The 18861-nt window shown below is 69.8% G+C and carries 16 protein-coding genes; all 16 read right to left on the reverse strand.

Annotated elements, in window-relative coordinates; all coding sequences use genetic code 11:
- Positions 1-56: 56 nt before the first annotated feature.
- Entirely contained in the window at positions 57-359 is a 303-nt protein-coding gene (locus JWS14_RS05620; RefSeq protein WP_072945348.1) for a YggT family protein, read from the reverse strand.
- A 133-nt stretch (positions 360-492) separates the two neighbouring features.
- Entirely contained in the window at positions 493-1170 is a 678-nt protein-coding gene (locus JWS14_RS05625; RefSeq protein WP_072945350.1) for a cell division protein SepF, read from the reverse strand.
- Between the two features lie 85 nt (positions 1171-1255).
- Positions 1256-1981, reverse strand: coding sequence for a YggS family pyridoxal phosphate-dependent enzyme (locus JWS14_RS05630; RefSeq protein ID WP_179377869.1), 726 nt, complete (start codon positions 1979-1981; stop codon positions 1256-1258).
- A 47-nt stretch (positions 1982-2028) separates the two neighbouring features.
- Positions 2029-2772: a peptidoglycan editing factor PgeF gene (pgeF, locus tag JWS14_RS05635; RefSeq protein ID WP_072945353.1), complete on the reverse strand. Its 744-nt coding sequence runs from the start codon at positions 2770-2772 to the stop codon at positions 2029-2031.
- On the reverse strand, positions 2769-3968 hold the full coding sequence (gene ftsZ / locus JWS14_RS05640) for a cell division protein FtsZ (RefSeq protein WP_072945355.1): 1200 nt from the start codon (positions 3966-3968) through the stop codon (positions 2769-2771). The genes pgeF and ftsZ overlap by 4 nt, the downstream gene beginning before the upstream one ends.
- A gap of 217 nt (positions 3969-4185) precedes the next feature.
- Positions 4186-5070 (reverse strand): cell division protein FtsQ/DivIB, encoded by an 885-nt coding sequence (locus JWS14_RS05645; protein ID WP_241031271.1) that lies wholly within the window; start codon positions 5068-5070, stop codon positions 4186-4188.
- The gene (gene murC / locus JWS14_RS05650) at positions 5067-6578 is read right to left on the reverse strand and encodes a UDP-N-acetylmuramate--L-alanine ligase (RefSeq protein WP_072945358.1); all 1512 of its coding nucleotides are present in this window, start codon (positions 6576-6578) and stop codon (positions 5067-5069) included. Before murC ends, JWS14_RS05645 begins: the two co-directional genes overlap by 4 nt.
- Entirely contained in the window at positions 6575-7723 is a 1149-nt protein-coding gene (murG, locus tag JWS14_RS05655; protein WP_206012659.1) for an undecaprenyldiphospho-muramoylpentapeptide beta-N-acetylglucosaminyltransferase, read from the reverse strand. The genes murC and murG overlap by 4 nt, the downstream gene beginning before the upstream one ends.
- On the reverse strand, positions 7720-9255 hold the full coding sequence (ftsW, locus tag JWS14_RS05660) for a putative lipid II flippase FtsW (protein ID WP_072945361.1): 1536 nt from the start codon (positions 9253-9255) through the stop codon (positions 7720-7722). The genes murG and ftsW overlap by 4 nt, the downstream gene beginning before the upstream one ends.
- Positions 9252-10751 carry a UDP-N-acetylmuramoyl-L-alanine--D-glutamate ligase gene (gene murD, locus JWS14_RS05665; protein WP_206012660.1) on the reverse strand — a complete coding sequence of 500 codons (1500 nt, stop codon included), beginning with the start codon at positions 10749-10751 and terminating at the stop codon, positions 9252-9254. Before murD ends, ftsW begins: the two co-directional genes overlap by 4 nt.
- A gap of 4 nt (positions 10752-10755) precedes the next feature.
- Positions 10756-11835, reverse strand: a complete 1080-nt coding sequence (mraY, locus tag JWS14_RS05670) for a phospho-N-acetylmuramoyl-pentapeptide-transferase (RefSeq protein WP_072945365.1) — start codon at positions 11833-11835, stop codon at positions 10756-10758.
- Positions 11832-13346, reverse strand: coding sequence for a UDP-N-acetylmuramoyl-tripeptide--D-alanyl-D-alanine ligase (locus JWS14_RS05675; RefSeq protein WP_072945367.1), 1515 nt, complete (start codon positions 13344-13346; stop codon positions 11832-11834). The genes mraY and JWS14_RS05675 overlap by 4 nt, the downstream gene beginning before the upstream one ends.
- Positions 13343-14956 (reverse strand): UDP-N-acetylmuramoyl-L-alanyl-D-glutamate--2,6-diaminopimelate ligase, encoded by a 1614-nt coding sequence (locus JWS14_RS05680; RefSeq protein ID WP_206012661.1) that lies wholly within the window; start codon positions 14954-14956, stop codon positions 13343-13345. The genes JWS14_RS05675 and JWS14_RS05680 overlap by 4 nt, the downstream gene beginning before the upstream one ends.
- 170 nt (positions 14957-15126) lie before the next feature.
- Entirely contained in the window at positions 15127-16977 is a 1851-nt protein-coding gene (locus JWS14_RS05685) for a peptidoglycan D,D-transpeptidase FtsI family protein (RefSeq protein ID WP_095865242.1), read from the reverse strand.
- On the reverse strand, positions 16974-17651 hold the full coding sequence (gene ftsL / locus JWS14_RS05690) for a cell division protein FtsL (protein WP_072945373.1): 678 nt from the start codon (positions 17649-17651) through the stop codon (positions 16974-16976). The genes JWS14_RS05685 and ftsL overlap by 4 nt, the downstream gene beginning before the upstream one ends.
- Positions 17648-18664 (reverse strand): 16S rRNA (cytosine(1402)-N(4))-methyltransferase RsmH, encoded by a 1017-nt coding sequence (gene rsmH, locus JWS14_RS05695; protein ID WP_072945375.1) that lies wholly within the window; start codon positions 18662-18664, stop codon positions 17648-17650. The genes ftsL and rsmH overlap by 4 nt, the downstream gene beginning before the upstream one ends.
- Positions 18665-18861: the final 197 nt, after the last annotated feature.

An 18861-nucleotide genomic window follows, 5' to 3' on the forward strand; every position in this document is an offset into this window, starting at 1 on the left:
TTACAGCGCAGTCTACGTAACGGTGAAACAAGACTGGATCAATGGGGTCCATTCTGTCACACCACTCCCGCGGCACGCGCTTGTCCCTGAACGATCGACATCAGGATGAAGACGATGAACAGCAAGACCATGATGGATAGATCCAACCGCACCCCACCGAGATTGATCGGGGGGATCAACCGCCGAAGCAGTTTGACCGGTGGATCGGTGACCGTAAAAATCGCTTCGAGAATGACGACCACGACGCCGGTTGGCCGCCAGTCTCGTGCGAAGGTCCGTACGAACTCGACAATGATTCTGCCGATGAGTAGCAGCCAAAAGACAAACAGTATCAAGTAGATCACCGAGAACAAGGCCACACCTTCACTCTGCCTGAGAATGTCCGGCCGATCAAAACGAGCCGCGTGGCCAGGGCGTTCTGCGCCACAGCCGTCGCGGCTCGCGTCGTGTCGGACGTTCGGATCCCGATGGTCGTTTCCCCCGCTCCCCGGCTTACTTCTGGCTGTAGAAGCCGGTTTCCGCGATGCGGCGGCGCTCCTCGGCGGACACGTCGATGTCTGCAGGTGAGAGCAAGAACACCTTCGTGGCCACCTTGTCGAACGAACCACGCAGTGCGAACGCCAGGCCGGCGGCGAAATCCACGAGGCGCTTGGCGTCGGCGTTGCTCATCTCGACCAGGTCCATGATGACGGGGGTGCCGTCACGGAACCGCTCGCCGATCGTGCGGGCCTCCCCGTAGTCGCGGGGACGGAGCGTGGTGATCTTGGACAGAGGGCCACCTTCGTCGAAGAGGGGTCCGCGACGGCTCTCGACCCGGTCGGAGCGCGTGTCGACGGCGAGCGCGCCGCGGGTGCTGCCGCGCACAGCACCGCTCGCGCTCGGACGGGCCGACCGGACGGCCACGGGTTCGACCCGGGACGAGTGCCGGGGGCTCTCGTACCGGTCGAAGTCGTCGTCGAGGTCGTCCCGGCGACCGGGCGCGTAGGCGGCCTTGCTGAAGGCCGGTTCGGCGAAGTCACGGTCGTCACGGTCGAGGTACGGATCGCGTCCACTGTCGCGCGCCGGTCGAGCGGGCCTGCGCGCAGGTTCCGGCTCGTCCAGGTACTCGTCCTCGTAATCGTCGAGGGGAACCATGCCGAAGTAAGCCTTGAACTTGTGCAGACTGCTCATTGATCGACCTTCCTTGGCGCGGCGGACAGGATCCAACTGCGACCGGTCGCAGCGGTGTGGACGGGTTGGCGATCACCTGAGCGATCTATTTCGAGGTTATAGGCCTCGAACCCAACAGCGCGGTTCCGACACGCACGCAGGTGGACCCGTGTCGGACAGCGTGCTCGAGATCATTCGTCATGCCCGCCGAGAGTTCCGTCGCATCCGGATGGTCGCGCTGCAACCTCGCGTGTATGTTGTGCAGTTCCTCGAACGCCGCGTCCGGGTCGGCGTCGATCGGCGGAACCGCCATCAGTCCGCGGTACTCGAGCCCCGGCGACGACTGCACCTGCGCGGCAAGGCGATCGAGATCGGCGATCGCGGCGCCGCCACGCTGCGGGTCACCGTCCAGGCTGACCTGCAGCAGCACCCGCAGCGGCGCGGGCCGCTCCCCCGCCTCCAATGCGGTGGCCGCCGCGCGGCCGAGGGCGCCGACGAGTCGTTCGCTGTCCACCGAGTGGATCGCATACGCCCAGTGCGCGACCGCCTTCGCCTTGTTGCGCTGGAGATGCCCGATCATGTGCCACCGCACCGATGGGTCCGTCACCGCGGTGCGGAACTCCGCGATCTTGGCGGTGGCCTCCTGCTCTCGCGACTCCCCGAACTCACGGCAGCCGAGGTCGTACAGGATCCGCGCGTCCGATTCGGGGAAGAACTTCGTGACGGGCAGGAGCGAGACCTCCGACGGGTCGCGACCGGCGTCCCGGCACGCCGCGTCGAGCCGTGCGCGCACGGCGCCGAGCGCAGCCTCGATGTCCCCGACCCTGCTCATCGTTTCCACTCCCACACCGAATCTCTCGCCGGCATCGCCGGCAGTCGTCACACGCTGTCCTGCCCAGTATCCATCCAGATCACCGCCGCGAGCCGACCGGTCGGGGCCTGGCGGCGATGACTGAACAGCGTCTGGTCCTCGATGGTGCAGCGCGGATCCTCCGCCACTCCGGCGACACCCGCGTCGAGCAGTTGCTTCCGCAGACCCGCCCGCAGGTCCAGGCCGGGGGTCCCCTTGGCAGTGCGGACGGCGCTGCCGGGAAGGAACTTCTCGACGTCCGCCTGCATCGCCGCGGGCACCTCGTACTGGCGGCCGCTCGCCGCCGGACCCAGGAACGCGCCGATCCGGTCGATCCGCGCCCCCTGCTCCACCATGACGTCGAGCACCCGCGGAACGATGCCGATGCGGGCGCCGATCCGGCCGGCGTGGACGGCGGCGATCACCCCGGCCTCGTCGTCGGACAGCAGCACCGGGACGCAGTCGGCGCTGAGGGTCGCGAGCGCGAGCCCCCGCACCGTCGTCACCAGCGCGTCCGTCGCGGGCACCGGCGTATCGGTGGGCCCGTCGACGACGGTCACGTTGCGGCTGTGGATCTGCTCCATCCACACCAGGTGGTCGAACGGCACGCCGATCTCGCCCGCGAGCCGGCGCCGGTTCGCCTCCACCGCGGCCGGATCGTCGCCGACGTGATCACCGAGGTTGAACGTGTCATACGGTGCGACGGAGTGTCCTCCGGCGCGGGTGGTGACGACCCGGCGAACCCTGAACTCGGGGGCGGTCGGCGAACTCAACGACGCATGAAGGAGGGCACGTCGACTTCGTCTTCACCCTCCTCGTCGGACACCGGCACCGCGCGGGACTGCCCGTTTCCGGGAAGCGGCGGCAGACTGCTCGGGCTCTGGTGCGAGCTGATCGTCTCGCGGGTCACCGACATCGGCTCGCTGTTCTGCTGCTCGACGGACTGTCCGACCTCGCCCGCCCGTCCGGCGCCGATGGCGCTGCGACCGGCGGCACCCGACTCGACCGGCCTGCGGGCGGGGGTGCCGCCGTCGAACCCGGCGGCGATGACGGTGACCCGCACTTCGTCGCCGAGGGAATCGTCGATGACGGTGCCGAAGATGATGTTGGCGTCGATGTGGGCGGCTTCCTGCACCAGCGACGCAGCCTCGTTGATCTCGAACAGACCGAGGTCGCTGCCACCGGCGATCGAGAGCAGCACGCCGCGCGCACCCTCCATCGACGCCTCGAGCAGCGGGGAGTTGATCGCCGATTCCGCGGCCTTGATGGCCCGGCCCTCGCCGCGCGAGGATCCGATGCCCATCAGCGCGCTACCCGCGCCGGACATGACTCCCTTGACGTCGGCGAAGTCGACGTTGATCAGTCCGGGGGTGGTGATGAGGTCGGTGATGCCCTGGACACCGTTGAGCAGGACCTCGTCGGCGCTGCGGAACGCGTCCATGAGGCTGACCGCGGCGTCGCCGAGCTGCAGGAGGCGGTCGTTGGGGATCACGATGAGGGTGTCGCACGATTCGCGCAGCGACTGGATGCCGGTGTCGGCCTGGCCGCCGCGGCGCTTGCCCTCGAAGGAGAAGGGGCGCGTGACGACGCCGACGGTGAGGGCGCCGAGCTTGCGCGCGATACTCGCCACGACCGGTGCGCCACCGGTGCCGGTGCCGCCGCCCTCGCCTGCGGTCACGAACACCATGTCGGCGCCCTTGAGGACTTCCTCGATCTCGTCCTTGTGATCTTCTGCGGCCTTGCGGCCGACTTCGGGATCCGCGCCGGCGCCGAGCCCGCGGGTGAGTTCCCGGCCGACGTCGAGCTTGACGTCGGCGTCACTCATCAGCAGTGCTTGCGCGTCGGTGTTGACGGCAATGAACTCGACTCCCTTGAGTCCCTGCTCGATCATCCGGTTGACTGCGTTCACGCCGCCGCCGCCGATGCCGACGACCTTTATTACGGCGAGGTAGTTGTGCGGGGGCGTCATCGGCTCTCGCCTTCCATGAGTGTGTATCACGCTTTCGTACAGATCAGCCCAGTCTGAAGCCTCAACCTCAACCATAGGGTTACGGTTATGTCAAGTGCTGCTCGACTAGAGCGAAACGCTATGCACCGTCATACGGATACGCCATTAGGCGCGCCGAGACGCGCCGAGTTATTTGACGAACTCGCCCGCAACTCTTTCGCATCCGAGTCACGGCCCCTCACCGCACCGTCGGCAGGTCGGGACTCGACACGTCGTACGTCTGCCCGGGCTGGGTGAGCAGCGGCAGGGTGACCGCGGCCTTGCGCTCGGACTTCTCCGTGCCGCCCCACACCACGATCCGGCCGTCGAGCAGTGTCACCGCGATATCCGAAATCGACTTCGCCGCAACCTGTCCCACCTGACCGCGCAGCTGGGGCGGCATCGACTCCAGCACCTCGATCGCCGCCTCCGTCGACGGGTCGCCCCACCCCGGCTTCTCCGTCACCAGTCGCGGCACCCCGGGCGGCGGCGGTGCGATCTCGTAATCCACGGCCTCCCCGTCGAGGAGATGGGTGCCGCCGGGGCTGTCGACGAACACGACGGGCACCCGCTCGGTTACCGTGACGCGGATGGTGGACGGGTACACCCGTTGCACGCGGGCGGACGCCACCTTCGGGATCGCGGCGACGCGCAGGGCCGCGCCCTCGGTGTCGACCCGGAGCAGCGGCTGCCCCTGCGGCACCGCCAGCGCCTGGCGAATCTGCTCCTCGGAAATCGACGTCGCCCCCGCGACGTCCGTCTGCCGCACCGACAGCAGCGGCGTGAACCACGCGACGAGACCGAGCGCCACGACCACAACGACGCCGACCACACCCATCACCGCAGGCCGCCGGTACCACGGACGCCGCGGCGTCTCCACCGCCGTGGACTTCCGTGCCGCCGAAGCCGATTCGCGGGTGCGCCGCGTGCCGGGGTCGGTGGCGATCGCGCTGCGCCGACGCGAGGACGTCCGGTCGCCCGCCGCGGCGCGTGCGCCGGACGTGCCCGGTTGCGGACTGCGCGCGGCGTCGCGGCGGACAGGGCGGTCCGGCCGCTCGGACCGGCCGCGGCGCTCCCGCGTCATCGCGACGGGTGGTGGTGCGGAGCCGCACGCAGAGCGTCGAGGATCTGGTTCCCGAGCATCGTCACGTCGCCGGCGCCCATGGTGATCACCACGTCACCGGGGGACGCGAGTCCCGCGACCTGACGCGGCGCCTGCGACAGGTCCGGCTGGTAGTGCACCGGCTTCGACACCGACAGCGCGACCAGGGCGCCGCTGACGCCCGGGAGCGGTTCTTCCCGCGCCCCGTACACGTCGAGGACCACGACCTCGTCGGCGAGGTCCAGTGCGTGCCCGAATTCCTCGGCGAATGTTGCTGTGCGGGAATACAGGTGCGGCTGGAAGACCACGATGACCTTGCCGCTGCGCACCGAGTCCTCGGATTCGCGGCGGTCGGCCTCGTGGGGCTGGCGCACCAGATCGGCGGCGGCGCCGAGCACGGCACGCACCTCGGTCGGGTGGTGCGCGTAGTCGTCGAACACACGCACCCCGTGCTCGCGGCCGGTGAACTGGAACCGGCGGTGCACTCCCCCGAAACCGGCGATGCCCTCGAGGATTTCGTCCACGTCGGCGCCCGCCTCCATGGCGGCGAGGAGCGCGGCCAGCGCATTGAGCGCCATGTGCCTGCCGGGCACATTCATCCGGATCGTTCTCGGCGCCTGCTCCCCGGCCAGCTGGAACTGCAGTACCCCGCCGACGTCCCTGGCCTCGAAACTCAGCAGGCGCGCGCCGACCTCGACGCCGTCGATCGGAGCGAAGGCCCCGTCCGCATCCTCGGCGCTGCCGTAGCCGAGCACCCGCACCCCGGGCAGTCCCCGTGCCGCCACCCGCTGCGCGAGCGCCGCGGACCCCGGATCGTCGAGGCAGGCGACGAGCAGCCCGCCGTGCGAGAGCCGGGCCGCGAAATCGTCGAATACCTGGATGTAGGCCTCGGGGCTTCCGAAGTAGTCGAGGTGATCGGCCTCGACGTTGGTGACGACGACGACGTTCGGGTCGTACTGGAGCAGTGAACCGTCGCTCTCGTCGGCCTCGGCGACGAACACGTCGCCGCTGCCGTGGTGGGCGTTGGTTCCGGCCTCGTTGAGTTCGCCGCCGACCGCGAACGACGGATCGTACCCGCAGTGTTGCAGCGCCACCACCAGCATCGACGTGGTCGACGTCTTGCCGTGGGTGCCCGACACCAGCAGGGTGCGGTGCCCCTGCATCAGCGAGGCCAGCACCGCGGGCCGCAGGATCACGGGAATCCCGCGCCGGGCCGCCTCCACGAGTTCCGGGTTGTCCTTGGGGATGGCGGCGTGGGTGGTGACCACGACGGTCGGGCCGCCGGGCAGCAGGTCGAGTGCGGAGGCGTCGTGGCCGATGCGGACCTGCGCGCCGCGGGCACGCAACGCGAGGACGCCGCGGCTCTCCTTGGCGTCCGAACCGGACACCTGTCCACCCCTGGCCAGCAGGATCCTCGCGATTCCGGACATTCCGGCGCCGCCGATCCCGACCATGTGGACACGTTCCAACTGCGCGGGCAGGTCGGTCATCGGGTTCCCCTCGTCTGCGCGGCCACGTCGATCACGATGCGCGCAACCTCGGCGGCTGCGCTGCGGTGACCCGCGCCGGCCGCGCGGTGTCCCATGTCCTCGAGCTGTGCGGGGTCGCGCAGCAGGGGGATCACGGTCTCCGCGACGAATCCGGCGGACAGGTCTCCGTCGGCCACAATCATTCCACCTCCGGCGGCCACGACCGGCCGCGCGTTCAGTTCCTGCTCACCGTTGCCGTGTGGCAGCGGCACGTACACCGCGGGAAGGCCGACCGCCGACACCTCGGCAACCGTCATCGCACCCGACCGGCAGATCACGGCGTCCGCCGCCGAATAGGCGAGGTCCATCCGCGACAGGTAGGGAACGGCCACGTACGGCGGGCCGCCCGGGGTCGCGGGAACGTCGAGGGTGTTCTTCGGTCCGTGCGCGTGGAGGACGGCCACCCCGGCCGCCGCGAGCGACTCGGCCGCACCCGACACGGCCTCGTTCAGCGACCGCGCGCCCTGCGAACCGCCGAACACCAGCAGCACCGGGCCGTCGGCGGGGAGGCCGAAGTGTGCACGCGCCTCCGCGCGCAACGCGGCCCGGTCGAGACCGGTGATCGACGCCCGCACCGGGATACCGAGGATCTCGGCGTCCGAGCGCCCCCGTGCCGACACGCCCGAACCGGCGACCGCGGCCAGGACGCGGGCGGCGCGGCGGGCGCCGATCTTGTTCGCGATCCCGGCGCTGGCGTTCGCCTCGTGCACGACGATCGGGATGCGGCGCCGGCGGCGGAGCAGGCCGGGGCCTGCCGCGAGGTACGCGGGCAGCGCGACGTACCCGCCGAAACCGACGACGACGTCGGCATTGGTCGCGTCGAGCACCTCGCGGGTACGGCGCACCGACGCGCGCACGCGCCCGGGCAGCCGCAGCAGGTCGAGGGTGGGTTTACGGGGCAGCGGCACCGGCGGAACGAGTTCGAGCGGGTAGCCCCGCTCGGGAACCAGCGTGGTTTCGAGGCCACGCGCCGTGCCGAGAGCGGTCACCACCGCGGTGTCGTCGATCGCCTTGATCGCGTCGGCCACGGCCAGGGCCGGTTCGATGTGCCCGGCGGTACCACCGCCGGCCACGATCACCGACAGGGTGGGCTTGTCGCCGTTCACCTACGAAATCCTCGCTCTCCTGCTCGGCCACCCGAGCTTCGCTGTTGACGTGCACCGCGTTCGGGGGTGCGGCCCTTGCCGCGTTCGGGGCGGCCCTTCTCGTATGTGATGCTGCGGGTCCTCGGGGCCATCTCGCGACCGGCACGGCGACGGGCCTCGGCCCGGCGCACCGCCTCCGCGCGCGCCGCGTCCGCGCGCACCGGCGAATACGCCTCCGGTTTGCGGAGCCGCAGCAGACGGCCGAACGGGCCGTCCTGCCCGGAGTGCAGCGCCGCGACCGCCTCCGGTTCGTGCCGCGCCGCGTTGGCGACGAGACCGAACATGAACAGTGTGGTGGCCGTCGACGTTCCGCCCGCCGACACCAGCGGCAACTGCAGCCCGGTGACGGGGAGCAGCCCGATCACGTATCCCACGTTGATGAACGCCTGCCCGGTGATCCACACGGTCGCCGTTCCGGTGAGCAACCGGAGGAACGGGTCGGCGGATCGGGCCGCGATGCGCAGGCCCGTGTACACGAACAGCCCGAACAGGCCGAGGACCGCGGCGCCGCCGAGGTATCCGAGTTCCTCGCCGATGATCGCGAAGATGAAGTCGTTGTGCGCGTTCGGCAGGTAGCTCCACTTCGCGCGGCTCTGCCCGAGCCCGCGGCCGAGGATCCCGCCGTCCGCGAGCGAGTACATCGCCTGCCGCGACTGGTATCCGATGCCCTGCGGGTCGGAGCCGGGGTTGAGGAACTCACGCACGCGAGCGGACCGGTAGCCGGCGGTGAGCGCGAGGATCACGATTCCGGCGACGCCGGTGCCGACGATGGCGACGAACAGCTTCAGCGGCAGTCCCGCGAACCACAACAGCGCCATCAGGATGATGGCCAGCGAGACCGTCGTGCCGAGATCGGGCTGCAGGATGATCAGGACGAACGCGATGAGAGCGGCCGGAACCAGCGGCACCAGCATGTCGCGGACGCTGGAGATGTCGCTGCGGCGCGACGCCAGGATGTGCGCACCCCACACCGCCAGCGCGATCTTGGTGAGCTCGGCGGGCTGCAACGAGAATCCGGCGACCACGAACCAGCCGCGGGTGCCCTGGGACACGGTGCCGATACCGGGGATGAGGACCAGGACCAGCAGGATGATCGTGACCGCGAACGCCGGGAACGACAGGGCGCGCATCACCCGGACGGGGATCTGCAGCGCCGCGTAGAACAGGCCGAGTCCGAGAGCCGCGAACAGCGCCTGCCGGGTGAAGAGGGTGTAGGCCGAGCCGTCGGAGGCGTAGGCCTCGACACTCGACGACGACAGCACCATCACCAGGCCGAGGACCGTCAGCAGAAACGCGATGGTGACCACGAGGTGGAACGACGCCAGCGGCCGCGACAGCCACGCCCCGATCCGGGTGCGCGGGCTGCGGGGAGGGGCCGCCCGCGTGCGCGGACTCGACGGTGCGCGCTTGGCCACCCCGGGTGCGGCGGCGGTGCGGGCCGGGGACCGCTGTCCTTCGGGGACGCGGCGGGTGCGGGCTCCGGCGGAGGTCATCGCGGCGTCCTGGAGATGTCCGACTCGTCGAGCCTGCCGACGGCGTCCGCGAAGCTGCGCCCCCGGTGACCGTAACTGTCGAACATGTCGAGCGACGCCGCCGCGGGCGCCAGGACGACGGCATCGCCTGCCGTTGCCAGCGCAGCCGCCTCGCGCACGACGACGCCCATCACAGCGTCGCTGTCGGTGTCCGCCGGCAGCACCACCCGGTGCATCGCGGTCTGCGGGACTGCACTCACACCTGCATCGTCTCCCGTTTCCACGGTGACCACGGGAACCTCGGGGGCGTGTCGCGCAAGCGACTCTGCGATCTGCCTCGCATCGCGGCCCAGCAGGACGGCACCCGCAAGGCGGCCGGCCACCTCCCGGACGAGGTCGTCGACCCGCGCACCCTTCAGCAGACCACCGGCGATCCACACCACCCGGTCGTGGGCGAGGATCGACGGGCGGGCGGCGTGCGGGTTGGTTGCCTTGGAGTCGTCGACGAACGTCACTCCCCCGACGTCGGCGACGTGCGCCGCCCGGTGCGGGCCCACCACGTGGGCGGCCAGGCCTGCTGCGACGGCGGCAGGCGGAACCCCGATCGCCCGGGCGAGAGCCGCCGCTGCCAGCGCATCCATCAGTCCGGCGGGCCCGGGTGGGGTGATCCCGTCGGCCGGGGCCAGCCGCTCGCCGTCCGCGAACGCGCGATCGACGAGATAGCCGTCCTCGACGCCCAGTTCGCCCGGCGCGGGCACCCCCAGCCGGAAACCCAGGGTGCGCGCTGCGGGGGACGAGGAGAAGAGAGAGGACGCGACTTCGTCGTCGAGACCGAGCACCGCGACCTCACCGGTCAGGGCGCGGGCCTTCGCGTCGATGTACGGCTGCATGCCGCCGTGCCAGTCCAGGTGATCCTCGGCGATGTTGAGGATCGCGCCCGCAATCGGCCGGACCGACGGCGCCCAGTGCAGCTGGAACGACGACAGTTCGACGGCCAGCACGTCCGCCCGCGGTTCGGTCTGCCGCAGTGCGTCGAGCACCGGGAGCCCGATGTTGCCGCAGGCCAGGCTCGGCAACCCGGCCGCCTCGAGAACGGAGTGCAGCATGGAGGTCGTCGTGGTCTTGCCGTTGGTGCCGGTGACCACCAGCCACCGCCGCGGCGGGCCGTAGAGCCCGGCCCGGTCCACGTGCCACGAGAATTCGATGTCGCCCCAGATCGGCACCCCGTCCCCGGCGGCGACCGAGAGCAGCGGCGCGTCCGGGCGGAAACCCGGACTCGTCACGACCAGCGCGAACTCGGCGACCCGCTCCCGCTCGGCGAGCAGATCGTCGATCGGGACGGTCGCCGCCCCCAGCCGTGCGCATTCGGCGAGGGCGTCGACGTTCGAGTCGGTGACGGTGACGTGGGCCCCGAGGTCACGAAGAGGTTCGATGGTGGCGCGGCCGGACACACCCGCACCGGCGACGAGGACACTGCGGCCCCGCAACCAGTCGAGCCCGCCGTGTTCCTCTGTCACGGCGTCAGCCCCCGATCGCTGCCAGGTACTCGCTGTAGAACAGCGCGAGCCCGATCGCGGAGGCGATGGCGGCCAGCAACCAGAAACGGATGATCACCGTGGTTTCCGCCCACCCGGCGAGTTCGAAGTGGTGGTGGAACGGGGCCATCCGGAACACGCGTCTTCGGCTCGACCGGAACACCGCGACCTGGATCACCACCGACGCCGCCTCGGCGACGAACAGCGCGCCGATCACGACCATCAGCAGTTCGGTGCGCGTCGTGATCGACAGTCCGGCGAGCATGCCGCCGAGTGCCAGCGAACCGGTGTCGCCCATGAAGATCTTGGCGGGCGCGGCGTTCCACCAGAGGAATCCGATGCACGCACCGGCGCCGGCCGCGCAGATCAGGGCCAGATCGAGCGGGTCGCGGACGTCGTAGCAGCCCTTGCCGGGGCTCGTCTCGCACGCGTTGCGGTACTGCCAGAACGTAATGATCACATATGCGCCGAGCACCAGGCTCATGGAACCGGCGGCGAGCCCGTCGAGGCCGTCGGTGAGGTTGACCGCGTTCGACCACGCGCTCACCAGCAGGTAGCAGAACGCCACGAATACGACGGAGCCCATCGTGACCGTCGCGATGTCGCGCACATAGGACAGGTGCTCGCTGCCGGGGGTGAGGTCGTTCGCACCGCGGAACTGCAGCGCGAGAATGCCGAACGCCACCGCCGCGATGAGCTGTCCGACGAGTTTCGCCGTCTTGTTCAGCCCCAGGTTGCGCTGCTTGCGGATCTTGATGAAGTCGTCGAGGAACCCGACGCCGCCGAGCGCCGTCGTGAGACCGAGCACGAGGAGTCCCGACGCCGACGGTCCGTCCGCGTCGTACCCGATGCCGATCATGTGCGAACCCCAGTAGCCCGCCCACAGTCCGGCGAGGATGGCGACGCCACCCATCGTCGGCGTGCCGCGCTTCGACTGGTGACTCGCCGGACCTTCGACGCGGATCTCCTGGCCGAACCCCTGACGGGAGAAGGCCTTGATGAGAACGGGGGTCAGCAGAATCGAGACAGCGAGCGCGATGCCCGCCGCGAAGAGGATCTGTCTCACCGCGTAGCCTCCGAACCCTTCTGTCCCGTGCTTCCCGCCAACACCGTGTCCGCGACCTCCCACAATCCGATGGACTGCGACGCCTTGACCAGCACCAGATCTCCCGGCGCCAGTTCCTTCTCGAGCAGTGCGACCGCACCGGCGATGTCGGGGACGAGGATCGACTCCTCACCCCACGAACCTTCCATGACCGCACCCTGGTGCATGGCACGGGAGGGCCTTCCGGTTCCGACGACGATCAGCCTGCTGACATCGAGCCGGACCGCGAATCTGCCGATGGCGTCGTGTTCGACCACTGATTCTGGACCCAGCTCGGCCATTTCTCCGAGCACCGCCCAACTCCGGCGCGCCGCTCCCCGGCCCGACCTGGCCATCGACACCAGCGCTTTGAGGGCGGCCCGCATCGAGTCGGGGTTCGCGTTGTACGAATCGTTGACGACGGTCACACCGTCCGGCCGGTCGCGGACGTCCATCCGGCGCCCCGAGACGGCGGCGGCGCCGGAGAGCGCCTGCGCGATCTGGTCGAGGTGCGCACCGCATTCGAGCGCCACCGCGGCTGCTGCGAGTGCGTTTCCGACCTGGTGCTCACCATGCACGGCGAGTTCGACGGGAACGCTGCCCGCCGTCGTCGTGAGAGTGAAACGCGCCCTTGCCCTCTCGTCGAGCACGATGTCGGTGGCCCGCACGTGCGCGGATTCCGAGCGGCCGACGAGCACCACCCGCGCCGACGTGCGCGGGGCCATGGCCACCACCAGCGGATCGTCCGCGTTGAGGATCGCGACTCCACCGTCCTCCGCCGAGGGCAGCGACTCCGGGAGTTCGCCCTTGGCCGCGGCGATCGCGTCCCGCGAACCGAATTCGCCGAGGTGCGCCGTTCCCACGTTGAGGACCACCCCGATTTTCGGGGGCGCGATCGCTGCGAGAGAGGCGATGTGGCCGCGGTCCCGGGCCGACATCTCCAGAACCAGGAATCCCGTTTCGGCGTCCGCGCGCAGCGCGGTCCACGGGTGGCCGAGTTCATTGTTGAACGATCCGGGCGGCGCGACGACGGGACCGAGGGGCCGCAGGACGGCGGCGAGCAGATCCTTCGTCGACGTCTTGCCTGCCGAGCCGGTGACGCCGACGACGGTGAGCCCCTTCGCGGCGAGGTCGTCGACGGATGCGCGCGCGAGCTTTGCGAGGGCCGCGAGTACGGCGGCGCCCGATCCGTCGGTGTCGTGTTCGAGCGCCATCGCCTTGCTCGGGCCTGCCCCGGGCGTCGGGGTGACCACCACGGCGGGGACCCCGACCGGGCGCGCGGCCAGGACCGCGACCGCGCCGGCCTCGATCGCCGCTGCCGCGTGATCGTGTCCGTCGACGCGGGCGCCGGGCAGGGCGAGGAACAATCCGCCGCCGGCGACCTTGCGCGAGTCGAATTCGACCGTTCCCGTCACCTCGGCCGACGGGTCGGCGACATCGTGCAGTTCGCCTCCCACGATCTCGGCGATCCGAGCGAGTGTCATCGGGATCATCGCGTTCCTCCGACCTGTCGCTCGATCGCGTCGCCCAGTACGTCGCGGTCGTCAAATGGGTACTTCACCCCGTGTATCTCCTGACCGATCTCGTGTCCCTTGCCTGCGACCAGAACCACGTCGCCTGCCTGCGCCCAGCCGACGGCGTCGGCGATCGCCTTCGCTCGGTCCGCTACTTCCCACACCTGTCCCCGCTCGGACTCGGGCACCCCGAGGGCGCCCTCGCGGATCGCGGCCCTGATCTTCGCCGGATCCTCGGTACGCGGGTTGTCGTCCGTGATGATCAGCAGGTCGGCTCCCCGCGCGGCCGCGGCGCCCATCAGGGGCCGCTTACCCGCGTCGCGATCGCCCCCGGCACCCACGACGACGGCGACGCGGCCGCGGACCTGCTCGCGCAGCGTCGCGATCACGGCCTCCACCGCGGCGGGCTTGTGCGCGTAGTCGACGACGGCGAGAAAATCCTGCCCCCGGTCGATCCGCTGCACCCGGCCCGGCACGTCGACCCCGGCGATACCGGAGACGGCGTCGCGCGGATCGACGCCCAGCGCGGCGCACAACGCGACGGCGAGCGAAGCGTTCGCGACGTTGTACTGCCCCGGCAGCCGGAGTTCCACGTCGAGCGCCGTGCCCTCGGCGGTGGTGAGCGCGAACGTCTGCGAGCCGGATGCCGACACCGTCGCCGGGCCCGCCGTCCACACCGCGCCGTCGGTCACCGGCGTCGTCGCGACCGTCGTCACGATCGAGTGGGCGCCGCGCGCGACCTCGGCCATCCGCCGGCCCCACACGTCGTCGACGCAGATGACGGCGTACTGCGCGTGCACGGACGAGTCGGCCGCGAAGAGCCGCGCCTTGGCGGCGAAGTAGTCCTCGAAGTCGCGGTGGAAGTCCAGGTGGTCCTGGGAGAGGTTGGTGAACGCGCCCACGTCGAAGCGGACTCCGTCGACGCGGCCGAGGGACAGCGCGTGGCTGGACACCTCCATGACGACGGTGTCGATCCCCTGCTCGAGCATCACGGCGAACAGCGCGTGGAGTTGCGGCGCCTCGGGGGTCGTCAGGGCGCTCGGCACCCGGCGGCCGCTCATCCGGGTCTCGATCGTGCCCACGAGACCCGTCGTCCGGCCTGCCGCGTTGAGGGCGCCTTCGACGAGATACGAGGTGGTGGTCTTCCCCGACGTCCCCGTGATGCCGATGACCTGCATCTTCTCCGAGGGGCGACCGTAGATGGTGGCCGATAGCTCACCGAGCACGCCGCGCGGGTCGTCGTGGACGAGCACCGGAGCATCGGTGCCCAGTGCGGACACCAGCGCGAATCCGGCCTCGTCGGTGAGGATCGCGGTGGCTCCGCGTTCGAGAGCGTCGGCGGCGAACTCCGCGCCGTGCGCGCGGGCCCCTGGAAGGGCTGCGAACAGATCGCCCTCCATGATCCCCTGGGCGCGCAGATCCACCCCGGTGACGATCACGTGCTCGGCGGTTCCGGTGGGTGCCTCGACCCTCGCTCCGGCGAGCGCGGCCAGAGCGCTCACCGTGGTACGGACCGGCTGGGCGGGGCGAAGACCGTCTGTGACCTTCGCCTCCACTGACGCCGACTGCGGGCGGGACGGAACAGGCACCGGGCTCCTCTCGGATGTCGACTCTCACGGACAACGGCGTAGTGCACGGATCGATACAGCGTGCTACCTCGGCAGTTCCCTGCGTTCACGGCAAATGCGCGTGTCCACTGAACGGCCGACGTGTCAGATTACCGCGAGCGCTCCCGGAACCCGATTCGGCCGACCTTCGCTCAATCGGCCTGCAGCACCAGCCTGCGTCCGGGGTCCGGGGACATCGGCACGCTGTCGCGCTGCAACATCCAGGACGCGATGTTGTGGAACAGCGGGGCAGCAGACTGCCCACCGGAGCCGTCCGCACTGCGTGTCGGCGCGTTGAGCATGATTCCGACGACGTACCGCGGATTGTCGGCCGGAGCGATCCCGGCGAACGTGATCCAGTAGTTCGAGTTCGAGTAGCACTTGCACGCGGGATCGACCTGCTGGGCGGTGCCCGTCTTGCCGCTGATCTGGTACCCGTCGACGGCGGCCTGCACCCCGGTGCCGCGCTGGTTGCCCGTGTCGTTCTGGGTGACGGACCGGAACATGTCGCGGACGGTGGCCGCGGTCTGCGGGCTGACGACCGTCACCTCCTCCGGCGCCTCCGTCTCGGTCCGGTTGCCGGACGCGTCGACCGTCGCCTTGACGATGCGCGGCGGGATGCGGACACCGTCGTTGGCGATCGCCTGGTACATGCCGGTCATCTGCAGCAGGGTCATCGACAGGCCCTGTCCGATCGGAAGGTTCGCGAACGTGCCCCCCGACCACTGGTCCCGGCTGGGGACGCTGCCCGCGCTCTCACCGGGAAGCCCGACGTCGGTGCGCTGGCCGAGACCGAACCTGGACAGCATGTCCGCGTAACGGTCCTCCCCCACGCGCTGGGCGAGCATCAGGGTGCCCACGTTCGAGGACTTACCGAACACGCCCGTGGCCGTGTACGGCGCGACCCCGTGGTCCCACGCGTCCTTCACCGACACACCCGACATCTGAATGCTGCCGGGAACCTCGAGAACCTCGTCGGGTGAGGTCAGCCCGTACTCGATCGCGGCCGCCGCGGTGACGATCTTGTTGACGGATCCCGGCTCGAACGGCGTGCTCACCGGCAGGTTGCCCATCTCCACCGTTCGCGGGTTGTTGCCGACCCCGATCGCGGGATTGAACGTGCTGTCGTTCGACATCGCGAGCACCTCACCGGTGTGGGAGTCGAGCACGACCGCCGACGCGTCCTTCGCGCCGGACTTGTCCTTGGCCATCTGAACCTGCTGCTGTACGTAGTACTGCAGGTCGGAGTCGATGGTGAGCTCGACGCTCGATCCGTCCACCGCCGGTTGCTTGTCACGCCAGCTGCCGGGAATCACCGCGCCGTCGGAGCCCCTGTCGTACGTCTGGGAGCCGTCGGTGCCGGCGAGGGTGGAGTCGAGCGAATCCTCGAGGCCGAGCAGTCCGTGACCGTCCCAGCCGGTGGCGCCGACGAGGTTGGCGGCAAGGGACCCGCCCGGGTACTCGCGGATGTCCTGGCGTTCGAGGCCGACCTCCGGGAACTTGTCGCTGATCTGCGCGGCGATGTTCGGGTCGACGCTGCGCGCCAGATAGACGAACGTCTCGTCGCCGTGCAGTTTCTCCTTCAGATCCTTCTCCGGTGCGGCGTCGCCGAGCCGGTCGTGGATCTCCTTCGCGATCGCGTCGAGTCGCGAATCGACGTCGGGGGCGGTATCGCTCTTGGCCTTCGCCTCCTCGAGTTCCTTGCGCACCCGCGTGGGCTGAAACGTCAGCGCCTTCGCTTCCATCGTGAAGGCGATGGGATTGGTGTTGCGGTCGGTGATCGACCCGCGCAGCGCCGGATCCACCTCGGTGGTCGTGCGCTGGTTCGCCGCCTCCGCGGACAGTTGCGGTGCGTCGATGACCTGGATCCACAGAAGCTGCACGGCGGCGAGGCCGAGCGCCAAGAACATCAGTCCGCGCCCGATCCGTTGCCTGAACGGAAATGACGCGCTCCCGGCGCCCGCAGGGCGCCGGGGACGATTTCTCGGTGCGCTTCGACTCACCGGCGACCACCGGAGGGTGGAGCAGTCGTCGGTGCGGCGGCCGAAGGGATCACGGGAACCAATTGTTCACCTTGCGCCTGGATCTCCGTGCCATTGCCGGGCTGCGGCGTGGCGCGCGGAGACTGCGTGGTGCTCCCTCGATTCGGGGCGGTAGCCACGGAGTTGCCACGCTGGGTGTTCGGGGCGGCCGCGTCGAGTGGAGGCACGGGCGCACCCGACGCCGGGGCCGGTTTTCCGACGACCTCGACGCTGCCGTCGGGGTGGACGACGAGCCGAGCCGGGTCGTTCGCGGGGACCATGCCGAGCTTGGCCGCTTCCTCCGCCAGTTTCGGGGCGGAGTTGGCGGTCTCGACGTCACGCTGGAGCGCCGCCTTCTCCTCCGCGAGCGACTGGTTGTGCGCGCGGGCGGCGCTCAGCTGGTACGAGTCCTCCGCGGACCGGGTCGTGAGCAGCAGTGTGACGGCCAGGCCCGTCGCGAGCAGAACGAGGATCGTCGCCACGAACGGAATGCGGGCGGTGAGCGTGCCGGTGCGGTTCTTGCCGGAGACGGCGATCGCGGATCCGTTGTGCACGGCCGCGCGCTGGGTGCGCTTCTTGTACGCCCGCTCAGCCGCGCCCGACCGGTTGTCCGCCCGCGCGGGCCGAATCTCGGTGGAACTCACCTGAACCGTCATGCCGCCGACCTCCTGGCAATTCTTTCTGCAGCGCGCAACCGCACCGGGGCTGATCGTGGGTTCTCTTCGATTTCCTGCTCGGACGCGCGCTCCGCCCCTCGTGTGAGGATCCGGAACTCCGGTCCCATCCCCGGTAATTCGACGGGAAGCCCCTCCGGGCTCTTCGACTTGGACCTGGGGGTGATTTCCTGCTTGACGACCCGGTCTTCCAGGGATTGGTACGACATGAACACGACGCGTCCCCCGACGGTCAACGCGTCGAGTGCAGCCGGTACCGCGGCGCGCAGTGAATCGAGCTCGCCGTTGACCTCCACTCGAAGGGCCTGGAACGTCCGCTTCGCCGGATGTCCCCCGGTACGGCGGGTCGCCGCAGGAATGGTGCGGTACAGCAGTTCGACCAGCGGTGCGCTGGTCGTGAACGGCTCCTTCGCGCGTTGCCGGACCACCTCGGACGCGATCTTGCCCGCGAAGCGCTCCTCGCCGTACGTGCTGAGGATGCGAGCGAGATCTCCGTGGCTGTACGTGTTGAGGACCTCGGCCGCGGTGATGCCGGTGGTCGGGTCCATCCGCATGTCCAGGGGCGCGTCGATCGAATACGCGAACCCGCGATCCGATTCGTCGAGCTGCATCGAGGAGACGCCGAGGTCGAAGAGGATGCCGTGCACCGACTCCCGCGCGGAGAGACCCGCCTGGGTGAGCGCATCCTCGATGCCGTCGTAGCGGGTGTGCACGAACGTGATCCGGTCCGCGAACGGGGCGAGCCGGCCGCCGGCGATCTCCAGTGCGTGCGGATCACGGTCGAGGGCGACGAGCCTCAGCTGGGGGTAGGTCCGCAGGAAGTGCTCGGAATGCCCGCCGAGGCCGAGGGTCGCGTCGATCATCACGGCGCCCCCGCCTTGCGGGTCGTTCGCGGTGAGAGCGGGGCCCAGCAGTTCGTCTGCGCGGTGAAGCAGTACCGGGATGTGACCGAAACCATCGGCGGGCGAGGAATCTTCCCCCTCGTGATCCACCATGATCCCTCCGGCTCCTGCTCTGCGGTGCGGGTGAACAAGCCCGGTGCCGGGGTTCACTGCTCGAACTTCTCGTGTCGGCCAGTTGCCGTGGCGAATGCTTCGAGGTCCCTGCCCGAAATGAAAACCTGGCGCTGGGGAAGTGCGTCAGGGTTCCGTCGGACAGAGGCCTCGCGGCATTCGCCGGGACGTGTTCACGC

Origin of the sequence: Rhodococcus koreensis (assembly GCF_017068375.1) — a bacterium.
Classification (GTDB): Bacteria; Actinomycetota; Actinomycetes; order Mycobacteriales; family Mycobacteriaceae; genus Rhodococcus_F; species Rhodococcus_F koreensis.